At 54.9% G+C, this 24,929-nt stretch carries 27 protein-coding genes; 13 read left to right on the forward strand and 14 right to left on the reverse strand.

Annotated features, from left to right (window positions below; translation table 11 throughout):
- Window positions 1–682: 682 nt before the first annotated feature.
- Window positions 683–1,483 carry a cytochrome c biogenesis protein CcsA gene (locus HNQ59_RS03165; RefSeq protein ID WP_184035079.1) on the reverse strand — a complete coding sequence of 267 codons (801 nt, stop codon included), beginning with the start codon at window positions 1,481–1,483 and terminating at the stop codon, window positions 683–685.
- 95 nt (window positions 1,484–1,578) lie between these two features.
- Between HNQ59_RS03165 and ffh the strand changes: the two genes are divergently transcribed.
- The 7 genes from ffh (at window position 1,579) to xerD (ending at window position 6,559) form a co-directional block, all read left to right on the forward strand.
- Window positions 1,579–2,922, forward strand: coding sequence for a signal recognition particle protein (gene ffh, locus HNQ59_RS03170; RefSeq protein ID WP_184035081.1), 1,344 nt, complete (start codon window positions 1,579–1,581; stop codon window positions 2,920–2,922).
- Between the two features lie 84 nt (window positions 2,923–3,006).
- Entirely contained in the window at window positions 3,007–3,258 is a 252-nt protein-coding gene (rpsP, locus tag HNQ59_RS03175; protein ID WP_184035394.1) for a 30S ribosomal protein S16, read from the forward strand.
- A 2-nt stretch (window positions 3,259–3,260) separates the two neighbouring features.
- Window positions 3,261–3,773, forward strand: a complete 513-nt coding sequence (rimM, locus tag HNQ59_RS03180; protein WP_343074194.1) for a ribosome maturation factor RimM — start codon at window positions 3,261–3,263, stop codon at window positions 3,771–3,773.
- The gene (gene trmD, locus HNQ59_RS03185; RefSeq protein WP_184035083.1) at window positions 3,773–4,537 is read left to right on the forward strand and encodes a tRNA (guanosine(37)-N1)-methyltransferase TrmD; all 765 of its coding nucleotides are present in this window, start codon (window positions 3,773–3,775) and stop codon (window positions 4,535–4,537) included. The genes rimM and trmD overlap by 1 nt, the downstream gene beginning before the upstream one ends.
- Before the next feature lie 5 nt (window positions 4,538–4,542).
- Window positions 4,543–4,917 carry a 50S ribosomal protein L19 gene (gene rplS / locus HNQ59_RS03190; protein ID WP_184035085.1) on the forward strand — a complete coding sequence of 125 codons (375 nt, stop codon included), beginning with the start codon at window positions 4,543–4,545 and terminating at the stop codon, window positions 4,915–4,917.
- Window positions 4,918–5,202: 285 nt separating this feature from the next.
- Window positions 5,203–5,685 (forward strand): methylated-DNA--[protein]-cysteine S-methyltransferase, encoded by a 483-nt coding sequence (locus HNQ59_RS03195; RefSeq protein ID WP_246490829.1) that lies wholly within the window; start codon window positions 5,203–5,205, stop codon window positions 5,683–5,685.
- Window positions 5,657–6,559 (forward strand): site-specific tyrosine recombinase XerD, encoded by a 903-nt coding sequence (gene xerD, locus HNQ59_RS03200; RefSeq protein WP_184035089.1) that lies wholly within the window; start codon window positions 5,657–5,659, stop codon window positions 6,557–6,559. The genes HNQ59_RS03195 and xerD overlap by 29 nt, the downstream gene beginning before the upstream one ends.
- A 53-nt stretch (window positions 6,560–6,612) precedes the next feature.
- Here xerD and clpA read toward each other — a convergent pair whose 3' ends face one another.
- The 6 genes from clpA to ftsY all read right to left on the reverse strand — a co-directional run bounded on the left by clpA (window position 6,613) and on the right by ftsY (window position 13,271).
- Window positions 6,613–8,907: an ATP-dependent Clp protease ATP-binding subunit ClpA gene (gene clpA, locus HNQ59_RS03205; RefSeq protein ID WP_184035092.1), complete on the reverse strand. Its 2,295-nt coding sequence runs from the start codon at window positions 8,905–8,907 to the stop codon at window positions 6,613–6,615.
- Window positions 8,908–8,910: 3 nt separating this feature from the next.
- Complete coding sequence (gene clpS / locus HNQ59_RS03210; RefSeq protein WP_184035094.1) at window positions 8,911–9,219, reverse strand: ATP-dependent Clp protease adapter ClpS; 309 nt, start codon at window positions 9,217–9,219, stop codon at window positions 8,911–8,913.
- Between the two features lie 279 nt (window positions 9,220–9,498).
- Window positions 9,499–10,365: an RNA polymerase sigma factor RpoH gene (gene rpoH / locus HNQ59_RS03215; RefSeq protein WP_184035097.1), complete on the reverse strand. Its 867-nt coding sequence runs from the start codon at window positions 10,363–10,365 to the stop codon at window positions 9,499–9,501.
- Window positions 10,366–10,477: 112 nt separating this feature from the next.
- Entirely contained in the window at window positions 10,478–11,377 is a 900-nt protein-coding gene (gene ftsX, locus HNQ59_RS03220; protein ID WP_184035100.1) for a permease-like cell division protein FtsX, read from the reverse strand.
- Window positions 11,374–12,027, reverse strand: coding sequence for a cell division ATP-binding protein FtsE (ftsE, locus tag HNQ59_RS03225; RefSeq protein WP_184035103.1), 654 nt, complete (start codon window positions 12,025–12,027; stop codon window positions 11,374–11,376). Before ftsE ends, ftsX begins: the two co-directional genes overlap by 4 nt.
- A complete protein-coding gene (gene ftsY, locus HNQ59_RS03230; RefSeq protein ID WP_184035106.1) occupies window positions 12,024–13,271 on the reverse strand; it encodes a signal recognition particle-docking protein FtsY in 1,248 nt (415 codons plus the stop codon). Before ftsY ends, ftsE begins: the two co-directional genes overlap by 4 nt.
- 165 nt (window positions 13,272–13,436) lie before the next feature.
- Here ftsY and rsmD point away from each other — a divergent pair, with 165 nt between their 5' ends.
- The 3 genes from rsmD to HNQ59_RS03245 all read left to right on the forward strand — a co-directional run bounded on the left by rsmD (window position 13,437) and on the right by HNQ59_RS03245 (window position 15,096).
- On the forward strand, window positions 13,437–13,997 hold the full coding sequence (gene rsmD, locus HNQ59_RS03235) for a 16S rRNA (guanine(966)-N(2))-methyltransferase RsmD (RefSeq protein ID WP_184035108.1): 561 nt from the start codon (window positions 13,437–13,439) through the stop codon (window positions 13,995–13,997).
- 74 nt (window positions 13,998–14,071) lie between these two features.
- Window positions 14,072–14,320 carry a YfhL family 4Fe-4S dicluster ferredoxin gene (locus tag HNQ59_RS03240; RefSeq protein WP_184035111.1) on the forward strand — a complete coding sequence of 83 codons (249 nt, stop codon included), beginning with the start codon at window positions 14,072–14,074 and terminating at the stop codon, window positions 14,318–14,320.
- A 125-nt stretch (window positions 14,321–14,445) separates the two neighbouring features.
- On the forward strand, window positions 14,446–15,096 hold the full coding sequence (locus HNQ59_RS03245) for a hypothetical protein (RefSeq protein WP_184035114.1): 651 nt from the start codon (window positions 14,446–14,448) through the stop codon (window positions 15,094–15,096).
- A gap of 62 nt (window positions 15,097–15,158) precedes the next feature.
- Here the strand turns inward: HNQ59_RS03245 and HNQ59_RS03250 are convergent, their stop codons facing one another.
- The 6 genes from HNQ59_RS03250 to HNQ59_RS03275 are packed head-to-tail and all read right to left on the reverse strand — an operon-like array spanning window position 15,159 to window position 21,006.
- Window positions 15,159–15,911, reverse strand: a complete 753-nt coding sequence (locus HNQ59_RS03250) for a LytR/AlgR family response regulator transcription factor (protein ID WP_184035117.1) — start codon at window positions 15,909–15,911, stop codon at window positions 15,159–15,161.
- The gene (locus HNQ59_RS03255) at window positions 15,896–16,981 is read right to left on the reverse strand and encodes a sensor histidine kinase (RefSeq protein WP_184035120.1); all 1,086 of its coding nucleotides are present in this window, start codon (window positions 16,979–16,981) and stop codon (window positions 15,896–15,898) included. The genes HNQ59_RS03250 and HNQ59_RS03255 overlap by 16 nt, the downstream gene beginning before the upstream one ends.
- A 45-nt stretch (window positions 16,982–17,026) precedes the next feature.
- On the reverse strand, window positions 17,027–18,262 hold the full coding sequence (locus HNQ59_RS03260; RefSeq protein WP_184035123.1) for a hypothetical protein: 1,236 nt from the start codon (window positions 18,260–18,262) through the stop codon (window positions 17,027–17,029).
- A gap of 3 nt (window positions 18,263–18,265) precedes the next feature.
- The gene (locus tag HNQ59_RS03265; protein ID WP_184035126.1) at window positions 18,266–19,000 is read right to left on the reverse strand and encodes an outer membrane lipoprotein-sorting protein; all 735 of its coding nucleotides are present in this window, start codon (window positions 18,998–19,000) and stop codon (window positions 18,266–18,268) included.
- Window positions 19,001–19,060: 60 nt separating this feature from the next.
- Window positions 19,061–20,278: an ABC transporter permease gene (locus HNQ59_RS03270; RefSeq protein WP_184035129.1), complete on the reverse strand. Its 1,218-nt coding sequence runs from the start codon at window positions 20,276–20,278 to the stop codon at window positions 19,061–19,063.
- Window positions 20,275–21,006: an ABC transporter ATP-binding protein gene (locus tag HNQ59_RS03275; protein ID WP_246490830.1), complete on the reverse strand. Its 732-nt coding sequence runs from the start codon at window positions 21,004–21,006 to the stop codon at window positions 20,275–20,277. Before HNQ59_RS03275 ends, HNQ59_RS03270 begins: the two co-directional genes overlap by 4 nt.
- 175 nt (window positions 21,007–21,181) lie before the next feature.
- Between HNQ59_RS03275 and HNQ59_RS03280 the strand changes: the two genes are divergently transcribed.
- Window positions 21,182–22,540 (forward strand): cation:proton antiporter domain-containing protein, encoded by a 1,359-nt coding sequence (locus tag HNQ59_RS03280; protein WP_184035132.1) that lies wholly within the window; start codon window positions 21,182–21,184, stop codon window positions 22,538–22,540.
- A 41-nt stretch (window positions 22,541–22,581) separates the two neighbouring features.
- Here the strand turns inward: HNQ59_RS03280 and HNQ59_RS03285 are convergent, their stop codons facing one another.
- Entirely contained in the window at window positions 22,582–22,932 is a 351-nt protein-coding gene (locus HNQ59_RS03285; RefSeq protein ID WP_184035135.1) for a Mor transcription activator family protein, read from the reverse strand.
- 627 nt (window positions 22,933–23,559) lie between these two features.
- Between HNQ59_RS03285 and HNQ59_RS03290 the strand changes: the two genes are divergently transcribed.
- Window positions 23,560–24,360, forward strand: coding sequence for a transcriptional regulator (locus HNQ59_RS03290; protein WP_184035138.1), 801 nt, complete (start codon window positions 23,560–23,562; stop codon window positions 24,358–24,360).
- 162 nt (window positions 24,361–24,522) lie between these two features.
- Window positions 24,523–24,927: a M15 family metallopeptidase gene (locus HNQ59_RS03295; RefSeq protein WP_184035141.1), complete on the forward strand. Its 405-nt coding sequence runs from the start codon at window positions 24,523–24,525 to the stop codon at window positions 24,925–24,927.
- The last annotated feature ends 2 nt before the right edge of the window (window positions 24,928–24,929 follow it).

Here is a 24,929-nt window from a genome sequence, read left to right on the forward strand (position 1 = left end):
GATGCGGTTTGAATGATACTTGCTCGTGAATCGTACTTGGGCGCCCATTCCCAAAAAGTGCTATTCACTCGCTTCAGTCTAGGAAGCTTTCGATGGAAAGTAAATTTCGGTGGTTTTCATCATTGCGATCCGATGGTTGTTGGGTTTTCGCATGCCGGTTACCGCTTGTGTGGACAATTTTCCACGCAGTAGATAACTTGTAGAAAAACTGTGTTACGGTCCGTCTGATCGCTCCTGGGGCCAATCCGCGCAAACTTGCACTTGTTTCTGGGTTCGTTTGTCGTTGGGGCCATGTTCTCTCTGCCGTGTCTCATGGCAAACGGCCAGTTTGTAAACAGCCTTATCTGATGTTAGCAAACATAATTAATCAAGTTCGGGCTGTGGTTAGCTTGAGCTGATCTGCCGCAAGTTTGCAAAAATCCGACGTATGTCGGAAAGATCATTGGCGGCAATACACCGTTATGAAAGATATGGCTTGAGGAGGTGCTGTCTGATCTGGCTCCCGCCTTTGGTGCTATAGCCGGTATTATGACGTTACCCCATCAAGGGTAAGCTAACTGAACATATCCGAGCAGCGCGTATTTTGTTGTGTGTAATTTCCAACATGTATATTGACTCGAATATTTGCATTAGACATAGGGGATTGATGTATTCCTCTGCATTGCCCAGAGAGAGGTTATCGTCAACGATGCAAAACCACCTCAAGTACGAATTTGCTACCAAGATAGGCCAGCAGCAGCAAGCTGAAGCCAGATAGCGTCCAACGCACGGCAATCCGACCTCGCCATCCCATCACAGAGCGGCCAATCAGAAGTGCCGCAAAAACCAGCCATGCAATGACGGTAAAGAGATTTTTGTGATTCAGCTTGAATGGTTGATGAAAAATTTCTTCCGAAAACAACAGGCCACTCAACAAGGTGACAGTCAAAACCAGAAAACCACTCAGCAACACCTTAAACAGTAGCGTTTCCAAACTCAATAAAGGCGGTAACAGCGGGCCCTTTGTGCTTGCCGCATGGTGATGCAGGCGCTTGTCCGCCACATTCATCAGCAGTGCAATGATAGCTGCATTGGTCAGCAGGCCATAGGCGAGCATGGCGGATAGGACATGCGCACGAAAAGCGAACAGTTCAGTCCCCTGAAAGCTGTGCTGCGGGGGCATCAACATGGCAGCAACAATACTGATGGCTGCGCCAGCCAGTAGTGGCGGCTGTATGCTGGCCAAAGGATAGACAAACTGCCCTAACCAAAAGATCAAGACCGAAAGAAATAGTGTGATCGACAGGGCCGTACCCACTCCTAGCCCGACCACATTGCTGTGCCAGATGGCATCAATCAACGTCGAGCCATGTAAGATGACCGAGCCCAACAACAGGCCCTGTACCAGTGACTTGGGCCAATGACGATCCAGGCGATTGCTTCGCCAGAAATACCAAGCGAGGCCGCAATATGCAGCAATACTTAATAGGGGCAGAGTAGGCACGTTAACTCATGTAGAATCTAGGTTTCGACACTAGTCTACATCATCTCGGATCATGCGGGCAGGCCGCAGATGGCCGGGATATAGAGGAATGCAGCATGTTTGAGAATCTATCCAATCGACTCTCTGGCGTTGTCAAGACGTTACGTGGCCATGCCCGTTTGACAGAGGCCAATATTCAAGATGCATTGCGTGAAGTGCGCATGGCATTGCTTGAGGCGGATGTCGCATTGCCGGTTGTGAAATCATTCATCAATGACATCAAAGCGCGCGCACTGGGTAAAGATGTCATCGGCAGTTTGACACCAGGTCAAGCGTTGATCGGTGTAGTGTATGAAGAGCTGGTCAAGTTGATGGGTGAGCACAATGACGCACTCAATCTTGCAGCTGTTCCTCCCGCCATCATCTTGATGGCGGGTTTACAAGGCTCCGGTAAAACGACCACCACTGGCAAGTTGGCCAAGCTTCTCAAGGAAAAGCAGAGAAAGAAAGTACTGCTGGTTTCGTGTGACGTATATCGTCCAGCTGCAATTGATCAGTTGAAAACACTGGCGCAGCAGCTGGAAGTTGAGTGGTACCCATCTGATGTCTCGCAAAAGCCAGAGGCCATTGCCCTGGCTGCACTGGACTACGCAAAACGACATTTCCACGACGTGTTGATTGTCGATACAGCGGGGCGACTGGCCATTGACGAGCAGATGATGGCCGAGATCAAGTCATTGCATGCATCGCTGAACCCGATTGAGACATTGTTTGTCGTGGATGCCATGCAAGGCCAGGATGCAGTCAATGTGGCCCAGGCATTCAACGCAACGCTACCGTTGACCGGTGTGGTGCTGACCAAGCTGGATGGTGATGCTCGGGGTGGCGCGGCTCTATCTGTACGGAATGTGACCGGCAAGCCGATCAAATTTGTCGGGGTTGGTGAAAAACTGACAGGTCTTGAACCATTCTACCCAGACCGGATGGCTTCCCGAATTCTCGGTATGGGGGATGTGCTCAGTCTGATAGAAGACGCCCAGCGCACCGTTGACCATGAAGAAGCACAGAAGCTGGTCAAGAAGATGAAGACCGGCAAAGGTTTCGATCTGGAGGATTTCAAAATGCAAATCCAACAGATGCGGAAGATGGGCGGTATGACCTCATTGCTCGACAAACTACCCGGGCAGGTCAGCCAGCTTGCGCAGGGGCAGATTGATGATAAATTGATCAACAGAATCGAAGGGATCATCAATTCCATGACTCCGCAGGAGCGAGCCAAACCTGAGATCATCAAAGCCTCTCGCAAACGGCGGATTGCCGCAGGAGCCGGCGTTTCGGTGCAAGAAGTCAATAAACTGTTGAATCAATTCGAGCAGACGCAGAAGATGATGAAACAATTCAGTAAAGGCGGGCTGACAAAGCTGATGCGCGGCATGAAAGGAATGTTTCCGGGAGTGTAAGGGTGGCCCAGAAATTTCTTGTCAAATTTCAAAGCAATAACATACAATCACGGTCTTTTTCCTGTTTACGAGATAGGTATAGAAATGGTTGTTATTCGTCTGGCCCGCGGTGGCGCTAAAAACCGCCCGTTTTTCAATGTTGTGGTTACTGATTCCCGCAATCGCCGTGATGGCCGTTTCATTGAGCGCGTAGGTTTCCATAACCCCGTTGCCAAGGAAGGCGCTGAAGGCACACGTTTGGCGTTGGATCGTATTCAGTTCTGGCAAGAGCGCGGCGCGCAGGTTAGCGACGCTGTTGCCAAGCTGATCAAGCAATCCGCCAAAGCAGCTGCTTAACCTTGGTAGAGAAATCTGGCGACATCATCGTCATGGGGCAAATTGGCGCTCCCTTTGGTGTTCGCGGTTGGGTTCATATCTATGCAGATACCGAATATCCAGACAGCTTGATGGATTATCCGGTATGGCAGGTTGGCATGCCAGGAAACTGGCGGGCTGTCCCCATTGAAGATATTGAGCTTCACGCCAAGAGTATTGTCGTTAAATTTGAAGGTGTTGCAGATCGTGATGCTGCGGCCTTGCTCCGGAATCTCCAAGTCGGGATATTGCGTAGCGAGATGCCCGAGCCTGATGAGAATGAGTACTACTGGACTGATTTAATTGGGCTTGCAGTGATCAATTTGCAAGATGAGCACCTGGGCACAGTAACCCAGCTCTTCGAAACCGGCGCAAATGACGTGCTGGTGGTAAGAGATGGCGAAACTGAGCGACTCCTGCCATTTGTGGCAAGTGTTGTCCAATCAGTCGACTTATCTGGTCGTAAGATCGTTGTCGACTGGGGGCTTGATTACTGATGCAGTTTGATATTGTCACGCTGTTCGCGCCCATGTTTGACGCGATCACGCAGCACGGCATCTCTCGCCGTGCTTTGGAGCGTGGTGTATATGGTCTGCACTGCTGGAATCCACGTGATTTCGCATCAGATAACTATCGAACTGTTGATGATCGGCCATATGGTGGTGGGCCTGGCATGGTCATGCTGGTGGAGCCGCTTGAACTTGCTTTGGAAGCCGCGAAAGCACGCCAAAATGCAATGGGCGTCCATACGCCGAAAGTGGTTTACCTCTCGCCGCAAGGACAATTGTTGAATCATCAATTGGTCATGTCGCTGCGGGACGAGCCTGGATTGATATTGTTGGCCGGGCGCTATGAGGGCATAGACGAAAGGCTCATTGAACGACAAGTCGATATCGAAGTGTCGGTGGGTGATTATGTGCTGTCGGGTGGGGAGTTAGGTGCCATGGTGTTGATGGATGCAATTATCCGTCAGCTGCCTGGTGTGCTGAATACCGATGCATCCGCCGAGCAAGATTCATTTGTAAATGGCTTGTTGGATTGCCCTCACTATACCCGCCCTGAAGAGTATCAAGGGATGCGGGTACCGGATGTGTTGCTATCTGGCAATCATGCCGAAATCAATCGCTGGCGTTTGAAACAGGCTCTGGGGCGTACTTGTTTGCGTCGCCCGGAGATGTTGGCAAATCGCCAGTTAACAAAAGAGGAATCTCGGCTTCTGGCTCAGTACCAGAAGGAACAAGATTCCAATAAACCGGAGTAAAAGAAATGAACCTGATTCAACAACTTGAGCAAGAAGAAATTGCCCGCTTGGGTAAATCTATTCCTGAGTTTGCACCTGGTGACACTGTTGTCGTACAGGTCAAGGTAAAGGAAGGTAACCGTGAGCGTCTGCAGGCATATGAGGGTGTGGTGATTGCTAAGCGTAATCGCGGCCTGAACAGCTCCTTCATCGTTCGTAAGATTTCCTCAGGTGAGGGTGTTGAGCGTACGTTCCAGACGTACTCTCCAGTTGTTGCATCAATCGAAGTGAAGCGCCGTGGTGACGTACGTCGCGCTAAGTTGTACTACTTGCGTGAGCGCTCTGGTAAGTCCGCTCGCATCAAGGAAAAACTGCCTACTCGTAAAGCAGAAAACGCATAAAGCGGTCTATGACTGCTTGATCAAAACGCCGCGAATTCGCGGCGTTTTTTTTCGTGGGCTGCTATGTTGCGAAGTGATGCTTAATCAGATGGATTTCATTCCAATGATGTGGGTTCATCAAGTCAAACTGGGATTTCTGATCAGTAATCAGGTCTTAGTGGGCGCCCTCTCTGCTTTGGGTTGATCGCCAATCAATGTTGATCGAAATCAGGTACTCAACGGCCTCCATTTTTTCGGTATCTGGCATGCCGCTTACTGAGTGCTTTTCTCCGAATGTGTTGTGTTATGTCTGACACGATCTATCAAGCAATACTCCGCCTGGATGGCGCATGTGTAGGTGTTAAGACCGCGAATGACAAATTGATCGGTCTGGATTTCCTAGCGATGGACATGCAACAGGACTGTACCAATAGGCTGGCTGAGCAAGTTTGCCAGCAGTTGTTGAGGTATAGCGCTGACCCCTGCTTCAGGTTCGATGTGCCGATGTTGTTGAGAGGTACGCCTTTTCAATTGCGTGTCTGGGCGGAGTTGCAGTGTATTCTACCCGGACAGTTGTTGACCTATGCTGCCTTGGCCGGACGCGTGGGCAGTGTGGCTCGTGCGGTAGGACAGGCTTGTGGGGCCAATCCCATTCCGATCATCGTGCCATGCCACCGTGTTGTTTCACAGAGTGGGCTGGGTGGATTCAATCATGAAGAGGATGGTGAGATGTTGAACATTAAACAATGGTTGATTGGACATGAAGGACGAGCCGTATTTTCTGGATGATTTTATCGATAGCCTGCTGATGGAAGAAGGTTTATCGAGTAATACATTGCAAGCCTATCGGCGTGATCTCACATTGTTTCTGAAATGGGTGCAGACACATGGTAAACAGGATTTGATGAGCGCGGCAGATGAAGATCTTGAGGCATATGTTGTTTATCTGAACAGTGTGAAGCATGCCAAGCCAAGTTCTGTTGCGCGCTTTGTCTCAAGCGCCAAACGCTTTTACCGGTATTGTGTGCAGCATGGGCGTATAACGTGCGATCCGACCCTGAGGATCGGCGCACCCGTGAATCCGCGAGCCCTGCCGGATGTTCTGTCGGAGCAGCAGGTGGATGCCCTTTTGTCGGCACCTGATGTATCGGATGTGCTGGGTTTGCGTGATAAGGCTATGTTTGAAGTCATGTATGCAACGGGTCTTCGCGTATCAGAGTTGGTTGGCCTGCAGCTTGCCCATGTCTCACTGAATGAGGGTACGGTCATCACAGTTGGGAAGGGGGATAAGCCGCGCTTGGTGCCACTTGGAGAGGAAGCAATTCATTGGGTGCAATGTTATCTGGCTGACGCCAGAGGGCTGTTGGTTACGCCGGGTGGGGCGCCAGCCTTATTCTTGACGGTGCGTGGTGGGGCCATGACACGGCAAATGTTCTGGGTGTTGGTGAAACGTTATGCAAACATAGCCGGGATTGCACCGCGTCTGATTTCGCCGCACACCATTCGTCATGCTTTTGCCACCCATTTGCTGAACCATGGCGCAGATTTGCGTGTTGTGCAGATGTTACTTGGGCACGCTGATATCTCGACAACACAGATTTATACACATGTCGCAAAAGAACGGCTGAAGCTATTGCATGCGCAGCATCACCCAAGAGGGTAAAAGAAAAGGCCGCAATGTACTTGCGGCCTAGCAGAAAGGCAGACGAATCAGGATCAGGAGTTGGTGGGCACGGGTTCTGATTCAGCAGTTGATTGAATATCCAGTTTCACTTCACCGCTTTCCTCGATATCCACCGTGACGCTGCCGCCACCGGCCAAGCGGCCAAACAGCAACTCATCAGCCAATGCTTTGCGGATTGTGTCCTGAATCAGGCGCTGCATGGGGCGGGCACCCATCAGCGGGTCAAAACCGTGCTTGGCCAAGTGCTTGCGCATATTGTCTGAGAAATGGATCTCGACTTTTTTGTCATGCAATTGTGCCTCAAGTTGTAGCAGGAATTTATCCACTACGCGCAAGATAATCTCTTCATCCAATCCGTTGAAGTGGATGATGGCATCCAGCCGATTGCGGAACTCAGGCGTGAACAAGCGCTTGATATCCTGCATCTCGTCACCAGCCTGCTTCTGCGTGGTGAAGCCCATGGTTGGTTTTGATAGGGACTCCGCACCAGCGTTGGTGGTCATGATGATGATCACATTCCGGAAGTCGGCCTTCCGACCATTGTTATCTGTCAAGGTGCCATGATCCATGACTTGCAGCAGCACGTTGTAGATATCCGGGTGGGCTTTTTCGATCTCATCCAGTAACAATACCGAATACGGGTGTTTGGTAATCTGCTCTGTAAGCAGACCACCTTGTTCAAAGCCCACGTATCCCGGAGGTGCGCCGATCAATCTGCTGACGGCATGACGCTCCATGTACTCCGACATATCAAAACGGATCAGCTCGATGCCCAGAATATATGCGAGTTGACGCGCAACTTCTGTCTTGCCGACACCGGTGGGGCCGCTGAACAGGAAGTTACCAATGGGTTTTTGCGGGTTGCCCAACCCCGAGCGCGCCATCTTGATTGCGGCGGCCAAAGCATCAATCGCTTTGTCCTGGCCAAACACGACATTTTTCAGATCGCGATCCAGTGTCTTCAACGCATTGCGGTCATCCGACGACACGTTTTTCGGCGGAATTCTCGCAATCTTGGCGATGATCTCTTCGATTTCTGTCTTGCCAATCGTCCTTTTTTGCTTGGATTTGGGCAGGATGCGTTGTGCGGCACCTGCTTCGTCGATCACATCAATGGCTTTGTCCGGCAAATGGCGGTCATTGATGAACCGGGCGGACAGCTCTGCTGCGGTGGTCAAGGCTGAAGCGGTGTATTTGACCCCATGATGTTCCTCAAAGCGGGACTTGAGCCCTTTGAGGATCTCAACGGTCTGATCAACGGTCGGTTCATTGACATCGATCTTTTGAAAACGCCGGGAGAGCGCATGATCCTTCTCGAAGATCCCGCGAAACTCGTTGTAGGTTGTCGCACCGATACAGCGCAGCGTGCCATTGGACAAGGCAGGTTTCAGCAGATTGGATGCATCCAACGTGCCGCCAGAGGCCGCACCCGCACCCACCAAGGTATGAATCTCGTCTATGAACAATATGGCATGTGGATCAGAAGTCAGCTGTTTGATGACAGCTTTCAGCCGTTGTTCGAAATCCCCACGGTATTTAGTGCCAGCCAGCAGGGCGCCCATATCCAGCGCATAAACAGTTGAACGAGACAGTACTTCTGGCACCTCGCCTTCAACAATGCGTTTGGCCAGGCCCTCCGCAATGGCTGTCTTGCCCACGCCTGCTTCACCGACCAATAGCGGATTGTTTTTCCGGCGGCGGCATAATACCTGAATGACACGCTCTACTTCGGTTTCACGGCCAATCAAAGGGTCGATCTTACCGGCGGATGCCTGGGCATTCAGATTTTGGGTGTAGTTTTCCAGGGCGCCAGAGGTGCCGCTTTCCTGTTCGGCTTCCTGCTCGGTTTCCTGTTTTCCGCTGCTGGCAGAGGGCGCTTGGTCTTTCCCACTATTGGCCTTGGTGATGCCATGTGAAATGAAGTTGACCACATCCAGTCTTGTCACACCTTGCTGATGAAGGAAGAAGACAGCGTGGGAGTCCTTTTCACCGAAGATGGCGACCAGCACATTGGCGCCATTCACTTCTTTCTTGCCAGAAGATTGCACATGCAGGATGGCACGTTGAATCACGCGTTGGAAGCCAAGCGTTGGCTGTGTATCGACTTCCTCACTGCCGGAGACAATAGGGGTATGTTCATTGATGAACTGGGTCAGGCTCTTCTTCAGCTCATCCATGTTGACAGCACAAGCACGCAACACCTCAGCTGCTGTCGGGTTGTCCAGCATGGCTAGCAGCAGGTGCTCCACTGTAATGAATTCATGGCGTTTCTGCCGTGCATCCATGAACGCCATGTGCAACGTGACTTCAAGTTCCTGGGCAATCATTGATCAGTTTTCCTCCATTACACACTGCAGCGGATGCTGGTGTTCTCGTGCATACTCCAGCACCTGATCGACCTTGGTCGCGGCGATATCCTTGGGGAAGACCCCGCAGATGCCACGCCCCTCGGTATGGACTTTGAGCATCACTCTGGTTGCTTGTTCGCGCCCCATATGAAAAAACTGCTGCAAGATCAGAACGACAAACTCCATCGGTGTGTAATCGTCGTTGAGAAGCACCACCTTATACATCGCCGGTGGCTTGAGCTTGCTTTTCTCGGGGGCAAGCAGGGAATCATCATTGAACTGGGTCGACATGACTGCAAGTACTACCGGGCTGGGTATTAACTTATCACATTATGCTACATGCATGCGAAAGAAAAATCGATGTCGGAACCAGCACAATATATTCGTGCCCACTCATTTTCTATTTTGGCCCGACAGGCCGAATTTTCAAGGAAGTTTTGCAAATATAAATATTTGTCAAAACAAGGATTTGTGCTAATCATCTGATTCTAAACAGAGTGTCTGGCACAAGCAATCCTGGTAGAAAACAAAGGCGGGGTACTGCCCCGCCTTTTCTGCTATGTTGCAAGCTTACGCAAAGCTAGGCAAGGCTTGCAAGGCAGTTTTCATCTTTTGGAGGGCTTTGACTTCAATCTGGCGGATGCGCTCTGCCGAGACGCCGAATTCAGCGGCCAGATCATGCAAGGTCTTGCTTTCACCTCCCTCTGCCAGCCAGCGGGCTTCGACGATCCGACGGCTACGATCGTCCAGGCTGTTCAGGGCAATCTCCAGGCCATCACCTTGCAGGTGATCCATGGCCATGCGCTCCATCTTGCGAGTCGGCTCGCTTTCCTCATCAGCCAGCCAATCAATGGGGGCGTAGGCTTCTTCGCTGTCGTCGTTGGTGTTTTCGAGTGCGACGTCCTGACCGGACATGCGCATTTCCATCTCCATGACTTCTTCGGGTTTGACGCCCAATTGCTCGGCAATGTCGCGCGCTTCTTTATGGGTCAGGCTGTTGAAGCTCGATTTCAGGCTGCGCAGGTTGAAGAAGAGCTTACGCTGGGATTTGGTGGTGGCAACCTTCACCAAGCGCCAATTCTTCAGGATGAACTCATGGATTTCTGCTTTGATCCAATGCACGGCAAACGAGAACAGGCGTACACCGCGATTGGGTTCGAAGCGTTTTACTGCTTTCATCAGGCCAATATTGCCTTCCTGGATCAGGTCGGCTTGCGGCAGGCCATAACCAGCGTAGCCACGGGCGATGGTGACGACGACGCGGAGGTGGGACATGACCAGCTGGCGTGCGGCGCTCAGGTCACTGTCGCGCTGCAGACGCTCGGCCAGCTCGGTTTCTTCCTCCTGCGACAGCATCGGGATGCTGTTAACAGTCTGGATATAGTGTTCCAGGCTGCTTGCGTTGGATAAAACGGGCAATGCCAATGTTGCGGTCATGGTTGAGATTCCTCCTGAAACACAGTTTAGCACTCTGCGTGTGAGAGTGCTAATGTAACGCTAAAGTTCAATGAGTGCGATTGAAATTATCAATACTGCATATCGGTCCAGGCTATGTGGGATTCAATTGTCCCAGAAACCGGTTGACCGACCAGACCGCACCCGCCCAACATAACAGTGCAGTCAAGACGATCGACATGATCAGGTGTAAGGAGGGGGGCATGCTCAGTGTAAATGTGCTGCCATAGCTTTGGGCAATCTCGATGACGGAGGGTTGGAAACGACTGACGGCCAGCGCCACGATGCCGCACCCGACAGCACCGCCCAGCGTGCCTTGCAGCAGTCCAAAATATACAAAGGGTCGTCGGATGAATTGATTGGTTCCACCTATCAGCTTGGTGATTTCAATTTCTTCGCGCCGTGTCAGCACCTGCATGCGTATCGCATTGCCTGTCAAAATGACCAGGGCTGTGGCAAGGGTGGTTGCCAACATCCAGGCGAAACGTTCTCCAAACTGGATGGCGGCAGCCAGGCGACGTGTCCATTCTGCGTCGTAAATCAGGTGTTCGACGGTGGGCTCGGTTTTTAACTGGGCCAGCAATGCGTCCAGTGTTTTGTTGTCGGCGGTGTTGGGTGTGAGGTGAACCACATTCGGGAAAGGGTTGCCCGGTAAGGCGTCCAGCACATCGCCCAGTCCACGTTGTTTCATATCGGACAGCGCCTGGTCGCGGCTGACGATGTCCACTTTTGCCACCCCCGGGAATTGGGCAAATCTGTTCTTGAGCGTGTGCTCAACTTGGTCGATATCTTGTTTCAGATACAGGGTGATGCGATTCTGCTGAGGCAGGTTGCCACCCAATCGGGCGGCGTTGTGCAATAGCGTGTAAAGCCCAAGTGGCAGGCTGAGTGCAATACCAATGACCAAGGTGTTCAGCAGGGTGCTCAACGGTGCTCGATACATTTGTCTGAGCGCTTGGCGCAGGGCGCTCATCTGGGTGCTAAAGCCGTTCATTGGCTGAGTCCCCCATTCTTCAGGCGAAGGATGCGATGCGGGCGATGTTTGAGAAAGCCCTCGTCATGGGTGGACAAGACGATGGTCACGCCAACCTGATTGAATGATTCGAACAGGTCCATGATGTCTTCAGCGTAGGCATGATCGAGATTGCCGGTGGGCTCGTCTGCCAGCACGATGCTTGGTCGATGTACGATGGCACGGGCAATGCACAGTCGCTGCTGTTCGCCACCCGAGAGGTGGATCGGGTTGACTGCTGCGCGATCAAGGAGGCCCACCCGCTCCAGCGCAGCGCTTGCGCGTTTGATGGCATCCTGCTGCTTGAACCCGATGATGGCCAGCGGTAGCAGGACGTTGTCCAGCACACTGCGATCAAACAGCAGTTTGTGATCCTGGAAAATGAGGCCGATATTCCTGCGCAGATAGGGCAGGGCGGCCTCCTTCAATTGACCGACATGCTGGCCATTGACAATGACATTGCCGCTGGTGGGGCGCTCGATGCCGGCAATCAACTTCAGCAGTGTTGATTTGCCAGCACCTGAGTGGCCAGACAACAACACCATTTCGCCATTGTCGATTTCGAAGCTGATGTTCTTGAGTGCCTCGTAGCCACCGGGGTAACGTTTGACGACTTGGCTGAACTGGATCATTCGTTGAACATCGCTTCTGAGTAGTCACGGGCCGAGAATGGGCGCAGATCGTCGATCTGCTCGCCGACCCCAATGAAACGGACAGGTACGGGGCGTTGCTTGGCGATTGCCGCGATCACGCCGCCTTTGGCTGTGCCGTCCAGTTTGGTGACAACCAAGCCGGTCAGGCCCAATGCATCATCAAACGCCTTGACTTGATTGAGGGCATTCTGACCAGTGTTGGCATCCAGCACCAGCAACACTTCGTGTGGGCCGGTCGGGTCTGCCTTTTGAATGACACGTTTGACCTTGCGGATTTCCTCCATCAGGTGCAGCTGTGTCGGCAGTCGGCCAGCTGTGTCAGCCAGCACGATATCGATACCGCGCGCCTTGGCTGCATTGATGGCATCGAAGATGACGGCGGCGGAATCGCCGGACTCCTGGGCAATCACCGTCACATTATTGCGCTCTCCCCACGCAATCAATTGTTCCCTTGCCGCAGCACGGAAGGTATCGCCGGCAGCCAGCAATACTTTTTTGCCTTGGGATTGATAGTACTTCGCCAGTTTGCCGATAGAAGTGGTTTTCCCCGCCCCATTGACCCCCGCCAGCATGATGATGAATGGCTTGGCGGTGGAGACATCCAGCGGCTTCTCCAGTGGTTGAATCAATTCGGTGAAGGACTGCTGTAGCGCATTGCGCAATTGCTCTGCGTCATCCAGATTCTGCTTGGCCACCCGGGTGCGGATGTCTTCGAGCAGGTGTGAGGTGGCATCGATGCCGACATCACCTGTCAATAAGATGGTTTCGAGCTCTTCATAAAGCTCATCATCGATTTTCCGCCCACGGAACAGCGTCGTGAATTGTTTGCCAAGCTGGGTGCGCGTTTTTGACAAACCTTGCTTGAGCCGATCCAGCCAGCTGGTTTTTACTTCAGGTGCAGGTGCAGGTGCAGGTGCAGGTGCAGGTGCAGGTGCAGGTGCAGGTGCAGGTGCAGGTGCAGGTGCAGGTGCAGGTGCAGGTGCAGCAGCTGTCTCAACGGGCGCTTGGGCAACAGGGGCAGGGGGGGGGGCTTCAAGCGGCCCGATGGGCGCGGTATTCACCGCAGGTGTTTCAACGGCAGGTGCGGCAGTCGTTGGGGTATCCGGCCCTGCCGCCATGGGTTGGGGGGGCGATGTGGTGTCCGATGGTGCGACGGGCTGCACAGGCTCGGGCGGGGTGGCTTTGTTTTTATCGCGTTTGAAAAAATCGAAGAAGCGTTGCATGGCATTCTGCTGGTTTGAGTCGGGTATAATTTTACCCTGTTATTGGGATTGATCCCATGCTGGGATGATCCCGCAGGTCTTTTTCGATTGATTCTACCTTGTTCTGCATTGTTTTTCTTTTGTAAATCAAATTGATGGGGGTTGGCCGGCAGCGGCGGAAATCACATGTATCGCAACAAAGTTCGGATTATCGGCGGTGAGTGGAAGCGCCGACAGCTTGCTTTTCCAGATCAAGACGGCTTGCGCCCAACCTCTGACCGTGTTCGAGAAACCCTGTTCAACTGGTTGGGGCAGGATTTGACAGGTCTGTCCTGCCTGGATGTGTTTGCCGGAAGCGGTGCCCTGGGTCTGGAGGCTGCATCGCGTTTGGCCAAGCGGGTGCAGATGGTCGAGATGTCGCGGGAGGTGGTACAAGCGATCCGCCAAAACGTGCAATGGTTGTCGGCCAATAATGTGGAAGTGGTTCAGGCGGATGCAGTACGGTTTTTGACGCAATGCCGTGATCAGTTCGATGTGATCTTTCTCGACCCCCCCTTCAAAAGCGACCTGCTGGCCAGGACATTGCCTCTGGCCGCCGCCTGTGCCAAACCAGAGGGGGTGATCTATGTGGAAAGCGCGACAGTGCCGGATTTGCCGACAGGTTGGCAGATTCGTCGACAGGGTAAGGCTGGCGCAGTTCATTATCTGCTTTTGGAACAAAGAGATTCAGCAGAATCAACAGCATAGATTAGTAATGACCCGGTTTGCACTTGTGCGCTGGGCATGACACAATGCAGATATGAATAGTTGAGGAATTTACTATGGCTTTAATGATTACTGATGAGTGCATCAATTGTGATGTATGTGAGCCGGAGTGCCCGAACAGCGCCATTTCGCAAGGGCCTGAGATTTATGTCATCGACCCGAACCTGTGCACTGAGTGTGTCGGCCATTATGATGAGCCGCAATGCCAACAGGTCTGCCCGGTCGATTGTATTCCGCACAGCCCGGATCATGCGGAGACGCAAGATCAACTGATGGCGAAATATCAACGCATTCATGGCGGCTGATCTGGTGGTGGGGCTTTCCTGTTGAGTGGCGGGTGGGGTCTGTCCCTGCTCGCCGCCTCATCCTTTTGTCTGGCGTGAAATTTGCAAGGCTGTTTGCACTTCTTAACTTACAAGAGGTCACGGTCATGCAAGTTCAAGCTACATCATCCAGATCCATTCTTGCCTATCGCAATCAGGCTGAAACAAAGGCATCGAAACCAGCTGCTGATGTGTCCCATCGTGGTATTGCAGTGGGTGAGCCTGTCTCCATCAGCGTGGAAGGGCATGCACGCCATATCCAGAGCCAGATTGCCGAACTCCCGCCAATCGAATTTCCCACCCCTGATTCTGTTGCCAAGCGCCTGAAAGACCTTGGCGAAATGCTCAAATACAAGATGCAGCAGGCTGGTATCCCTACGCAGGCCAAGTTTTCGCTGCAGGTGCGGCCTGATGGGGCGATCAATGCTACCGGCCACTATGCGCAGGAAGTTGATCAGCTGTTGAAGGACAACCCCAAGCTGAGAGATGAATTGCGAACCGCCATGGCGCACAGCAGCACCCTGGCTTCAATGTCTGTTGCGGCGGCGGGCACTGAAGCCTGGCAGCGTCTGGGTGACCGGGCGGTGGGTGAGGTGGCGGATCGTTGGTTGCAGTTCATGCAAAATGCCTTCAGGCAGATTGACGGAATGGGCGGCCAGCTGGATTGGGATGGGAACCAGATGTCGTCTGCCACCATGGCCAAGGCGCGGGAAATTCTTGCCTCTGCGCCTGCAGATCTGGGCTTTGTTGCCGCTTGATATGGCAAAAATTTCCTTGTCTGGCAGTTCGCATATAGAGCTTGCCAGGCAAGGAATATTGGTTACATCTGTTTGAATAGGTGGGCAAATGCCCGGCTGACGGCCAATTTTTCATCCCGATCTTTCAGTCTGACCGTCAGCTTGCCCAATAAGTCCCGGCTGGCTTCTCGGATCTGGCGGACATTGACGACTGTCCCTCGGTGTATCTGCCAGAAGTGTTCGGTGTCCAGTTGGTCCAGCAATTCCTTGAGTGGGGTGCGGATCAGGTACTCGCCCTCTCGGGTGACCACGGCGGTGTATTTGTCACTGGCCTGGAAGTAGGCTACGTCATCGACTGCGACCAGGCGGATATCATGGCCGATGCCCGCCCGTATCCAGCGTAGCTTTTCTGCTCTGGCGTGGGGGGAAATGGCCTGCTGCAATTGTTGCAGCAATGAGCCAAGCTCTGGTGGGGCTTGCCGGGCTACCAGGCGTTGCTTGAGGCGGGTGATGGTCTGGCCAAGCCGTTCATCGCTGATGGGCTTGAGCAGGTAATCGACCGCATTGTGCTCGAACGCTGTGACAGCGAATTCCTGAAATGCGGTGATGAACACGCAGTGGCAGTGCGCTTGTTCGGCTACCTGTAGGCCGGTCAGGCCGGGCATCTTGATATCCAGAAAGGCGATGTCCGGCTGTCGAGCGACCAGCCATTCCTGTGCTTCCAGGCCATGATGGGCAATGCCGACCAGCTCCAACTCTGGCCAGAGTGTGGCCAGACGTTGTGACAGGTAGTTGGCCAGATGGGGCTCGTCGTCTGCGATCAGTGCGGTGGGCATGAGGTGGCACCTAAAGGCATGGTCAGGGTGACGGCCACCCCAGGGTTGTTGGATTGCAGCTGCAGGCTGGCCTGGTCGCCAAAGCGCGCCTGTAGCCGCTCCCGTATATTGTGCAACGCGACGCCGTGCCCCGGGCTCGATGGGTTGTGATCCCATCCTAAGCCGTTGTCGGTTACTGACAGAATCAGTTGATCATGCATCCGGCGGACTTGGATCTGCACGGTTCCTCCCTCGATTTTGGGCTCCAGCCCATGGGTAATGGCGTTTTCCACCAATGGTTGCACCAACATGGGTGGGAAGGGAAGCCCAAGCAGTGGCGGCGGGCAGTCGATCTGAAATTGCAGCCGCGCACCCATGCGGATCTGCAGGATGGACAGATAGTGGCGGATCAGATCCAGCTCGTCCGACAACGTGGCATCATGGGCGCGGGTGCGCTGCAGGCTGGCCCGCAGGTAGTTGTTGAAATGTATCAGAGCGGCTTTGGCTTGATCCGGCGAGTAGTCGATCAAGCTGATCACATTGGCCAGGGTGTTGAACAGAAAATGGGGCTCGATCTGGGCCTGCAGCATCTTCAACTGGGCTGCGGTTGCACGGCGCTCGATGTCTGCCTGTTCGGCTTGCTTTTGCTGGAAAGCCAGCTGCACATCACGCAGGCGGTCGCGTACTGAAAACAGCAGCACCAGCGGCACAACGATGCAAAACGATATCACCAGCGTATGCGCGAGCGCGCTGGGGCGATGGATCAGCGCATCGTACCAGCTTGGTAAAAGTAACCACATATTCAACCCGACGCCAAGAAAGACGCCGATGGTGGCACCCACTGTATAGGTCAGCCACACAGGGGGGCGATAGGCTTTCAGTGCCATGAACGTCAGATTCAATGTCAGGAACTGGCTCCAGCCAAAGACATGACTGATGGCCATATTCCGCAACCAATCCCCAAGCATGATGGAAAAGATGACCCCAGCGATGGTGTTGATGGCAAAGGTATTCCGGACATAGCGCCAACATTGGTGACGGGATAGGGTGTATGGGTCGTTGCGGGTGGTCATGTCAGTATTCAATGGCATAGATGGCTCCTGTAAGGATACCGACTTTGCGGCGGGCGTTGCGTATCATCGGAAGCGATATTGCAAGCCGGTGGTGAGGCTCCAGCCCAATAGTTGTCCGAAATCGCTGTGCCGATGACCATGGCGGATCGTTCCGTAGTTGAACCATTGCAAGTGATCTGCCAGCTCAATGGTGAGGCTGGGAATCCACTCACCGCTGCCATCGTTCAGATTGCGAGTGTAGCGCATGAAAAGCTCGACTTTGTCATGGCTCTGGTTATCCAGCCACTGTAGAGTCAAGTAGTGGCGGCCCTGCCCGCTGCGATGGTGGGTCAGCGCTTCGCCCAGCACCTGCGTTCCCAGTCCGCTGATCGGTGTGGCTTGCTGGGCCAGTTCCCATGCGCGTTCCAATAGCATGTGTTTTGCTGGGTCTGGGTGTGCCATGCCATGGCCGTTATGGCGATATTCGATGGAGGCGGTGCGCCCACCCTCAGTGGTGTAGCTGCCGCCTGCAATGAGCTGAACGGCTCGTTGGCTGGCGTGGTGCGTAGTGCGCCAAGTTGCCCCTAGCGGGTTGTTTGCCGCCGTGACCACTTGCCGAGCTGGCCCGGTGGCATAACTCGCCTCGAAGAACAACAAAGCCGCATCGCTAGCCGTGAGTTGCCCATACGCACCGACATGGGCGGCCTCGCCTTGGCGGTGGGCGGCGACCAGGCTGGCGCTGGCCGTGTTACCGATCCAGTCCAATTTGATGGCTTGCTGCGCGGCGAAGCTGGCTTCGTCATGGGCTGTTTTCAGTCTGGCCATCAGATTGAGCGACCAATGGTCGTCCAGGTTGATCAAGCATCGGGCAAATCCCTTGCCGGTCAGTTGATCCAAGGGATTGCGGCGGCTGTTGTCATAGTCAAACGGGTTGCTGGGTGAGGCTGTCAAACCCGGCCCCCATTGCAAGACCTGCTTGCCCAGTGAGAGACGCCAATCAGCAACAGGACGCCAATTGACAGCCCATTCCGCCATGCGGGCAGTCAGGGTTTCATCATGGCCGCCCTGCTTGGTCTGCCGCTCGCCACTCAGCGTTGGGTTCAGCCGCCATTGCCAGTCGCCCTGGCTGCCCTTCAACGTGGGGCGCCACTGCCAGGCAAGCGACTGCGTGGCCAGATTGAAATGGTTGCTCGGGTTGAGGGGGCTGTCGGCACGCCATTGCTGGTCGGTGTGCGCTACCAGCAGATCGGCTTCCAGTGTCCAATCCATGGCATGGCTGGCAGACATGGCCAGTGCCAGCAGGGCAGGCAGGATGCGCATTGGCTATTCCGTGTACAGATCTGGGTTGAACAAGGCGGCATCGACAGCCTTCTGGCTGAATTGACTGTAACGCATCTCGGTTTGCGATTGCGTATTGACGGCATCGGTGATCACCATCTTGCTGATGAATGGCTGCGCCTTGCCCGCCACCAGCAGCTTGTTGCCATATTCAAAGGTGGCTGTTTTCAGCAGCTTGCCGGTCAGCGCGTAGAATTCGGCCTGCATGCCCAGAGGCCGCTGTTTGGCCACCCAATACACGATACGGTCGTATGTGACGGCCTTGTCATTGGCACGCAGGTCGAACACATAGCAGGGCTCGCCATTGAGGGTGTCCTCTCGCAGCAAGCTGGGGGTGTAGTCGTCTGCATAGCGGGTCGATGCGATATCACCATTGGCAGCCTCGCCAAACAGGCGTTGTCTGGGTGAGATCGGGATCGGTTTTTTCACGCCGGGGCGGATATACCACATGTTTCGCCCACGTTGCAGCACCTTATGTCCGCTGACTTTGCTGGGGGCGGTGAATTCGACCAAGGTGCCAGGCGTGCTGATCTTGATTGCCAATTCGCGGGTCTTTTGTTCCCCCTCACTGGTCGAGGTCATGCTGATCTGGCCCTCCATGCCGCTTTCGGCATAGCTTTTGGCCTGATCTGCCTGGCGGACGATGTCTTGCGGGCTTGGGCTGGCAAAGGCATGGCTGGCCAGCGTGAGCAGCCCAGTCAATACGGTGATTTTGAACATGATGATTTCCTATGTTGAACTTGTCGCCTGGGTGGCAGGCGACAAGGTGGATCGGGTGGGTCAGATGTGGCCCAGGGCATCGACAATTTCGAGGCGGGCCGCTTTCATGGCGGGGAAGAAGGCTGCGATCATGGCAATCAGGGCCAGCACCAGCCCTGCTGCCAGCTGGGTATTGGGCAGCAACATGACTGTGAACGGCACGGGCTGCACATAGCCCGGCGGGACATAGGTCAGGTGTGCATGGTTGATGGCCAGCGTCAGCCCAGTCGTCACCATGGCCCCAACCAGGCAGCCCAGGATGCCCAGCATCGAGCCCTCGATGGAAAACAGGCGGCGGATACCAGCACGATCCATACCGATGGCGCGCAGGGTGCCGATTTCACGTACCCGCTCCATCACCGTGGCGCTCATGGTGTTGATGATGCTCATCAAAACAATCACCAGCACAATCAATGAGATGAATAGGAAGATGGTGTCGAACATTGCCTTGACTGGCTTGTAGGAGTTCGACAAGTCCTGCCAGGTCTTGATTTCCAGCGACAAGCCCTGTGCCTGGAAGCGCGCGGCCAGCGCTGCCTGGATACGGGCGGTGTCTGCGGTATTGGCCAGCAGCAAGGTCACCCGGTCGGCACCATCGGTATCGAGCAGTTGGCGGGTGAAATCCAGCGAGAGCTGCAGCAGCTTGTCATTGGTCTCGACGATGCCGGTGTTGACAATGCGATCAGCAGTCAGATCCAGTGCGTTGGTCTGGCCATCCACCGTGGCGGCCAGCAGCGTCAGGCTGTCTCCGGCTTTGATCTCCAGGTTGGTCGCCAATCCCTCTGCCACGGTGCCGGTATTGGCTTGGGGGGTGACCGTCTGGCCAGGGCCGTGGTGGATCAGCTCACGGTCGGCGGGGACCTCGCCCATGCCGATGAAGATGGTGGAAACCTTGCCATTGGAGGCCAGCCCGGATACCGCCAGCCGTGGTGTCGCCAGCAGCACCCCCGGCTCGGTGCGGCTGGCGTGCAAGATCTTCTGTAGTGTGGGCTGATCCAGCAGATATTTCTTGGGGTTCATGCCGCCGGCCTCAAAAAAACCAGCTCTGGCGATGGTGAGGTGCCCCAGCCCCTCATGGTGGATGGCGTTCAGCTGGATGCCGCGATACACATTGGCAATGTATCCGGCAAACAGGTTGATGGCGGTGAAGCCGATGGCGATCGCCAGCAAAGTGACAAATGACCGGCGTTTCTGTTTCCACAGATTGCGGGTCGCGAGTGAGATCGGTTGGCGCATCATGCAGCCTCCTCGGTGGGTTGCAGGCGGCCATCGGCCAGCCGGATCAAGCGATCGACAGCGTGAATCAGCCGTGGGTCATGGGTGGAAAATAGAAAGGTGACACCGCGTTGGCGGTTGATGTCCCGCATCAGCTGGATCATGGCCTCGCCGGTGGCCGCATCCAGATTGGCGGTGGGCTCGTCTGCCACGACCAGGGCGGGCTCGATGACCAAGGCCCGAGCCAACGCGACCCGCTGGCGCTGGCCACCGGACAAGGCATCAGGGCGCATCGACAATTTGCTGGCGAGGCCGACCTGCTCTAGCGTGACAGCTGCCTTATCTTGAGCCTGCCGACGTGACATGCCCCGCATGCTCAAGGGCAGGGCAACGTTTTCGAGGGCAGACAGCACAGGGATCAGATTGAAGTGTTGAAACACATAACCGATGCTGTGATTCCGCAAACGCGCCCGGGCCCGGTCGTTCAGCCGTGCAGGGTCCTGTCCAGCCAATTTGAGCTGACCGCCGGTGGGGGTGTCGATCAGGCCGATGATATTGAGCAGCGAGGTCTTGCCACTGCCGGATGGCCCCCACAGCGCCGCGAATTCGCCCGCGCCGATGGTCAGCTGGATGTCATGTAATGCTGCGACAGTGACCTGTCCCAGTCGATAATGTTTGTGAATGCCGTTCAGCTCGACCACGGCGGCTGACGGGGGGCTCAGGTGCATGGTGAGTTGTGGATCGGGGTGCATCGTGTGGCTCCTGATGGCTGTCTGGATGCACACAGACTAGCGATGTGGGCGCCAAGGCAGTATCGGATTGAGATGAATCAACGTTTTCGTAGCACGAGATGCACGCCGCATGGATGAGTGGTAAATGAGAGAATCCAGATTGCACCATGCGTGATCAAGCAGGAAGGTAAGGTAGATGGCAGGTAGACGTTGGTTGTGGATAGGGCTGTTCAGCCCACTATTGGTTGCGGCTTGGCTGTTGTATGACTGGCCGACGGTGCCCCTGGCCTACGTCTGTCGGACAGCCAGCGCGACAGATGAACAAGCATTGATCCGTTTTCTGTTGCAGCTGGTGGCCATTCTGGCGGTGTCGCGCCTGTTGGGCCGCGCCTGTCGGTGGATCGGACAGCCGCAGGTGGTCGGTGAAATGGCGGCAGGTATCCTGCTGGGGCCGACCTTGTTCGGGCAGTGGGCGCCTGCGCTATCTCATTGGCTGTTTCCTGCCGCCAAACTGGCATCACTCAGCGCAGTCAGCCAGGTTGGGCTGGTGCTGTTCATGTTTGTGATCGGGTTGGAGATGGATCTACGCGCATTGCGTGAAACCTCGCGATCTGCCTTGGTCGTGGCCATCGGAGCGCTGACCCTGCCTTTTGCATGTGGTGTTGCGCTGGCTCATTTCCTGTACCCGATCTATGGCAGCGCCAGCGGCGGCTTCCATGGCTTTGCATTGTTCATCGGCATCGCGTGCAGCGCGACGGCCTTTCCGGTGTTGGCCCGTATATTACGTGACGCCGGTTTGACCAGGGCAGCGGTTGGGACGATGGCCCTGTCCAGCGCTGCAGTGATCGACATCGTGGTGTGGATCGCACTGAGCGTGGTTGTGGCCATGATCAATGCCAGATCGGACGGCCTGCCGGTCTGGGGCACCATCGGCGGTGCATTGATCTATCTGGCCGTGATGTTGATGATTGTCCGCCCTGGCCTGTCGTGGATTGCCCATCGGCGGGCTGGCGTGGCGGAATTCACCCATGACTGGTTGGCGTTGGTCCTGGTGCTGTTGTTCTGCTCGGCCATCGCCACGGAATGGCTGGGCATTCACGCCTTGTTTGGTGCATTTGTGGCCGGCGTGGTCATGCCGCGTAGCCATGGTCAGGCAGAGGGGCTGGTCGAACGGCTGGAAGACCTGACACTGGTGCTGTTCGTACCGATCTTTTTCGTGTTCACCGGCCTGCGCACCGACATCAACGCCTTGTTGGATGTTGGCACGTGGCCGGTGGTGCTGGGCGTGATTGGTGTGGCCACCTTGGCCAAGGTGGTCGGCGCAACCCTGGCGGCCCGGTTGTCCGGCGTCATGGCGCGGGATGCCTGGGCCTTGGGCGTTCTATTGAATACCCGAGGGTTGGTCGAGTTGGTGATCCTGAACATCGGGCTGGACATCGGTGTGATCTCGGCACCTTTATTCACCATATTGGTGTTGATGACCATCGTCACCACCTGCATGACCAGCCCGATCCTGCGCCGCCTGGTGGGCAGGCAGCCTGTCAACGACGCCTGAGCACGCGCCGTATCATACGGCGCCACACTCCGCCTGTCCGCTTATTGCAAGGTTGGTGGCCGTTTTGCGGCCAATTCCTGCTCCCGTTTGTTTTTGACGATCTTGTAAATCCACTGCAACGACACGCCATATTTACGGGCCAGCTCGGCATGATTGCTACCGGTGAATTCGCGGTAGATCTGGTCATCCCGGTCGGATGTCCGCTGGGTCAGCCCCATGGGGAAATAGATGTTCTGGCCACCCCAGTGGTTGGCCATGCGGTCGGCAATGACACGTCCAACCTGTTCCGAGCGATCTTTGTCCAGCTTCGCCAATTCAACCAATGAGGCAGCAACGTGTTGTGCGAGGTCAGTCAATAATTCGGGCCCTTTGCTGCGGAAGGTTTCCTTCATGTGTGTTCCTTTTTTATCTGTTTCATGTGTTTGCATGGCGTGAAAAACCATGCAGCGTGTTCAATTTCGCTGACCGCCCGGTGGTAATGTGTGAGCCAGTACAGGCGTTGGCAGCGCCCGCACTGGCAAACCAGGCAGGTACGGCAAAGCAAATTTGTGCTGCACGGGTGCCAACCCGGGCAGGGGTACAACGGTCAATGAATGTCGTCAGGGTGGGCTGGCCAGGGTGAAAAGACGTCCCGGTTTTGACCACAAGGCGATCGGAGGTGACGTTTCATCTGGTTCGGCGCATGCCCTGGCGGTTAGAGGTGGTTCAAACCACCCATCGCATGGGTTTATATGGAAAGCATTTGCGAGCGTGCAATCCGTCAACGGATAATGATGTTGTGATACGAATGCTGCCTCGTCAGCACTTGGTCTGAATGGTTGGAATGAGCCGTTTGCCTTGGTTTGGCCTCGCAGTGACGCGAGAGGGGAATCATGGAGATATACAGTAATGATGAGCCTTTCTGTTGTTAGGGTTTGAATTGATCAAGTATCTGTTATTGCTTACGAAAAACGTTGTCTTTCGATGGTGTAATTATATGCCACAAATTAGAGGCATGTCAAAAAATACAGTAGTTTTTCATGGCGATTGATCGAGCTGATATTGCAATCCGCATGGTCGAAGAGCGGGCTCGCATCGGCTATAGCCAAGCGGACTTTGCACGCAAACTGGGGATCAGCCGGGAGACACAGCGTCGCTACGAAATCGGTGAGAGTGGTTTATCGGGTGAGATGTTGGCACATGCTGCCTTGTTTGGTGTGGATGTGCAATATGTGCTGACGGGCATCCGTTCATTGAATGCCCAGGCGGCGCAACAGGCTGTGATGGAGCAAGGCAGTGACGCGCTCACGACCATCTCGCGCGATGCGCTGACCATGCCTAACGGCACCACGGTGAATATCGTGACCACGCAACACGTCACCCATGTCAAGGCGCTGGTCAAGCCTGGCACAGATCATATCAGCGAGGCGCAAGCTGCGCAGCTGACCGCATTGGTGAATGAGATCGTCGAGCTGGAAACACGTCTGCAGAAGGAACCAAAAGGCTATCGTGCGGTGTGGGGTGCGTTGAATGCGCATTGCCGGGTGACGCGCTACCGGTTGATTGCCGCTGTGGATTACGACAAAGCCGATACCTATCTCAGGCAGTGGCTGCTGCGCCTGAACAGCCTAGCCAGCAGCCCGCGCAAGGAAAATGAACGCTGGCGCACGCGCAAGCTGGCGTATATCAAGATCAACACGCAGCAAGATGCGGCCTGGTTGGGTGCATTCCTTTATAAACATTTCAAAAGCGAGTCCTTGACCGACTTGTCAGACAAAGCCCTGGAAAAGACCTACCGGGCGGTGGCAAGCCGTCGCCGTAAGGTGTCGTCCGCCAAATGAGGCGGCGACGGCCTCGCCAACTTCCTCCGCTCAGCCAGACCGAATACGCATGCTGCAATGGCCTGTGTCGTGATCCGTTCAATTCAATCGCTAAACCAGTTTAAAAGACCCACCTGGGCGCCATCCCGATAATAGCTATTCGTTCGTATAAGGGAGGGCGTCATGCCAAGCCGTCTGATTGAAGATCTGCACCCGGATCTGCAACCACTTTGCCGGGAATTCTTGAAGCGATGCCAGGCGGCGGGCCTGGACATCCTGATCACCTGCACCTATCGCAGCCGCGCCGAGCAGGACCAGCTTTATGCGCAAGGGCGGGATGGCAATACCGGCGCAAGGGTCACCAATGCGCGTGGCGGGCAGTCCGCCCACAATTTCACGCTACAGGGCCGACCCGCTGCCCGTGCGTTTGACATCGTGCCGATGGTGGGCGGCAAGCCGATGTGGCGTGCTACTCACCCGGCCTGGCAGCAAGCCGGGGCTATTGGCATGACATTGGGCCTGAATTGGTATGGCAGACCGGGTGCACCATTTCGGGAGTACCCGCACTTTGAGCTGGCGAGGGGCTGACC

It is taken from the genome of Chitinivorax tropicus (genome assembly GCF_014202905.1).
In the GTDB taxonomy this organism is placed as follows: Bacteria; Pseudomonadota; Gammaproteobacteria; order Burkholderiales; family SCOH01; genus Chitinivorax; species Chitinivorax tropicus.

Excerpts from the sequence above, each read along its gene's own strand:
- ffh (WP_184035081.1), top strand. The coding sequence starts at position 1,579 with ATGTTTGAGAATCTATCCAATCGACTCTCTGGCGTTGTCAAGACGTTA.
- rpsP (WP_184035394.1), top strand. The coding sequence starts at position 3,007 with ATGGTTGTTATTCGTCTGGCCCGCGGTGGCGCTAAAAACCGCCCGTTT.
- trmD (WP_184035083.1), top strand. The coding sequence starts at position 3,773 with ATGCAGTTTGATATTGTCACGCTGTTCGCGCCCATGTTTGACGCGATC.
- rplS (WP_184035085.1), top strand. The coding sequence starts at position 4,543 with ATGAACCTGATTCAACAACTTGAGCAAGAAGAAATTGCCCGCTTGGGT.
- HNQ59_RS03195 (WP_246490829.1), top strand. The coding sequence starts at position 5,203 with ATGTCTGACACGATCTATCAAGCAATACTCCGCCTGGATGGCGCATGT.
- xerD (WP_184035089.1), top strand. The coding sequence starts at position 5,657 with ATGAAGGACGAGCCGTATTTTCTGGATGATTTTATCGATAGCCTGCTG.
- clpA (WP_184035092.1), bottom strand. The coding sequence starts at position 8,907 with ATGATTGCCCAGGAACTTGAAGTCACGTTGCACATGGCGTTCATGGAT.
- clpS (WP_184035094.1), bottom strand. The coding sequence starts at position 9,219 with ATGTCGACCCAGTTCAATGATGATTCCCTGCTTGCCCCCGAGAAAAGC.
- rpoH (WP_184035097.1), bottom strand. The coding sequence starts at position 10,365 with ATGACCGCAACATTGGCATTGCCCGTTTTATCCAACGCAAGCAGCCTG.
- ftsX (WP_184035100.1), bottom strand. The coding sequence starts at position 11,377 with ATGAACGGCTTTAGCACCCAGATGAGCGCCCTGCGCCAAGCGCTCAGA.
- ftsE (WP_184035103.1), bottom strand. The coding sequence starts at position 12,027 with ATGATCCAGTTCAGCCAAGTCGTCAAACGTTACCCCGGTGGCTACGAG.
- ftsY (WP_184035106.1), bottom strand. The coding sequence starts at position 13,271 with ATGCAACGCTTCTTCGATTTTTTCAAACGCGATAAAAACAAAGCCACC.
- rsmD (WP_184035108.1), top strand. The coding sequence starts at position 13,437 with ATGTATCGCAACAAAGTTCGGATTATCGGCGGTGAGTGGAAGCGCCGA.
- HNQ59_RS03240 (WP_184035111.1), top strand. The coding sequence starts at position 14,072 with ATGGCTTTAATGATTACTGATGAGTGCATCAATTGTGATGTATGTGAG.
- HNQ59_RS03245 (WP_184035114.1), top strand. The coding sequence starts at position 14,446 with ATGCAAGTTCAAGCTACATCATCCAGATCCATTCTTGCCTATCGCAAT.
- HNQ59_RS03250 (WP_184035117.1), bottom strand. The coding sequence starts at position 15,911 with ATGCCCACCGCACTGATCGCAGACGACGAGCCCCATCTGGCCAACTAC.
- HNQ59_RS03255 (WP_184035120.1), bottom strand. The coding sequence starts at position 16,981 with ATGCCATTGAATACTGACATGACCACCCGCAACGACCCATACACCCTA.
- HNQ59_RS03260 (WP_184035123.1), bottom strand. The coding sequence starts at position 18,262 with ATGCGCATCCTGCCTGCCCTGCTGGCACTGGCCATGTCTGCCAGCCAT.
- HNQ59_RS03265 (WP_184035126.1), bottom strand. The coding sequence starts at position 19,000 with ATGTTCAAAATCACCGTATTGACTGGGCTGCTCACGCTGGCCAGCCAT.
- HNQ59_RS03270 (WP_184035129.1), bottom strand. The coding sequence starts at position 20,278 with ATGATGCGCCAACCGATCTCACTCGCGACCCGCAATCTGTGGAAACAG.
- HNQ59_RS03275 (WP_246490830.1), bottom strand. The coding sequence starts at position 21,006 with ATGCACCCCGATCCACAACTCACCATGCACCTGAGCCCCCCGTCAGCC.
- HNQ59_RS03280 (WP_184035132.1), top strand. The coding sequence starts at position 21,182 with ATGGCAGGTAGACGTTGGTTGTGGATAGGGCTGTTCAGCCCACTATTG.
- HNQ59_RS03285 (WP_184035135.1), bottom strand. The coding sequence starts at position 22,932 with ATGAAGGAAACCTTCCGCAGCAAAGGGCCCGAATTATTGACTGACCTC.
- HNQ59_RS03290 (WP_184035138.1), top strand. The coding sequence starts at position 23,560 with ATGGCGATTGATCGAGCTGATATTGCAATCCGCATGGTCGAAGAGCGG.
- HNQ59_RS03295 (WP_184035141.1), top strand. The coding sequence starts at position 24,523 with ATGCCAAGCCGTCTGATTGAAGATCTGCACCCGGATCTGCAACCACTT.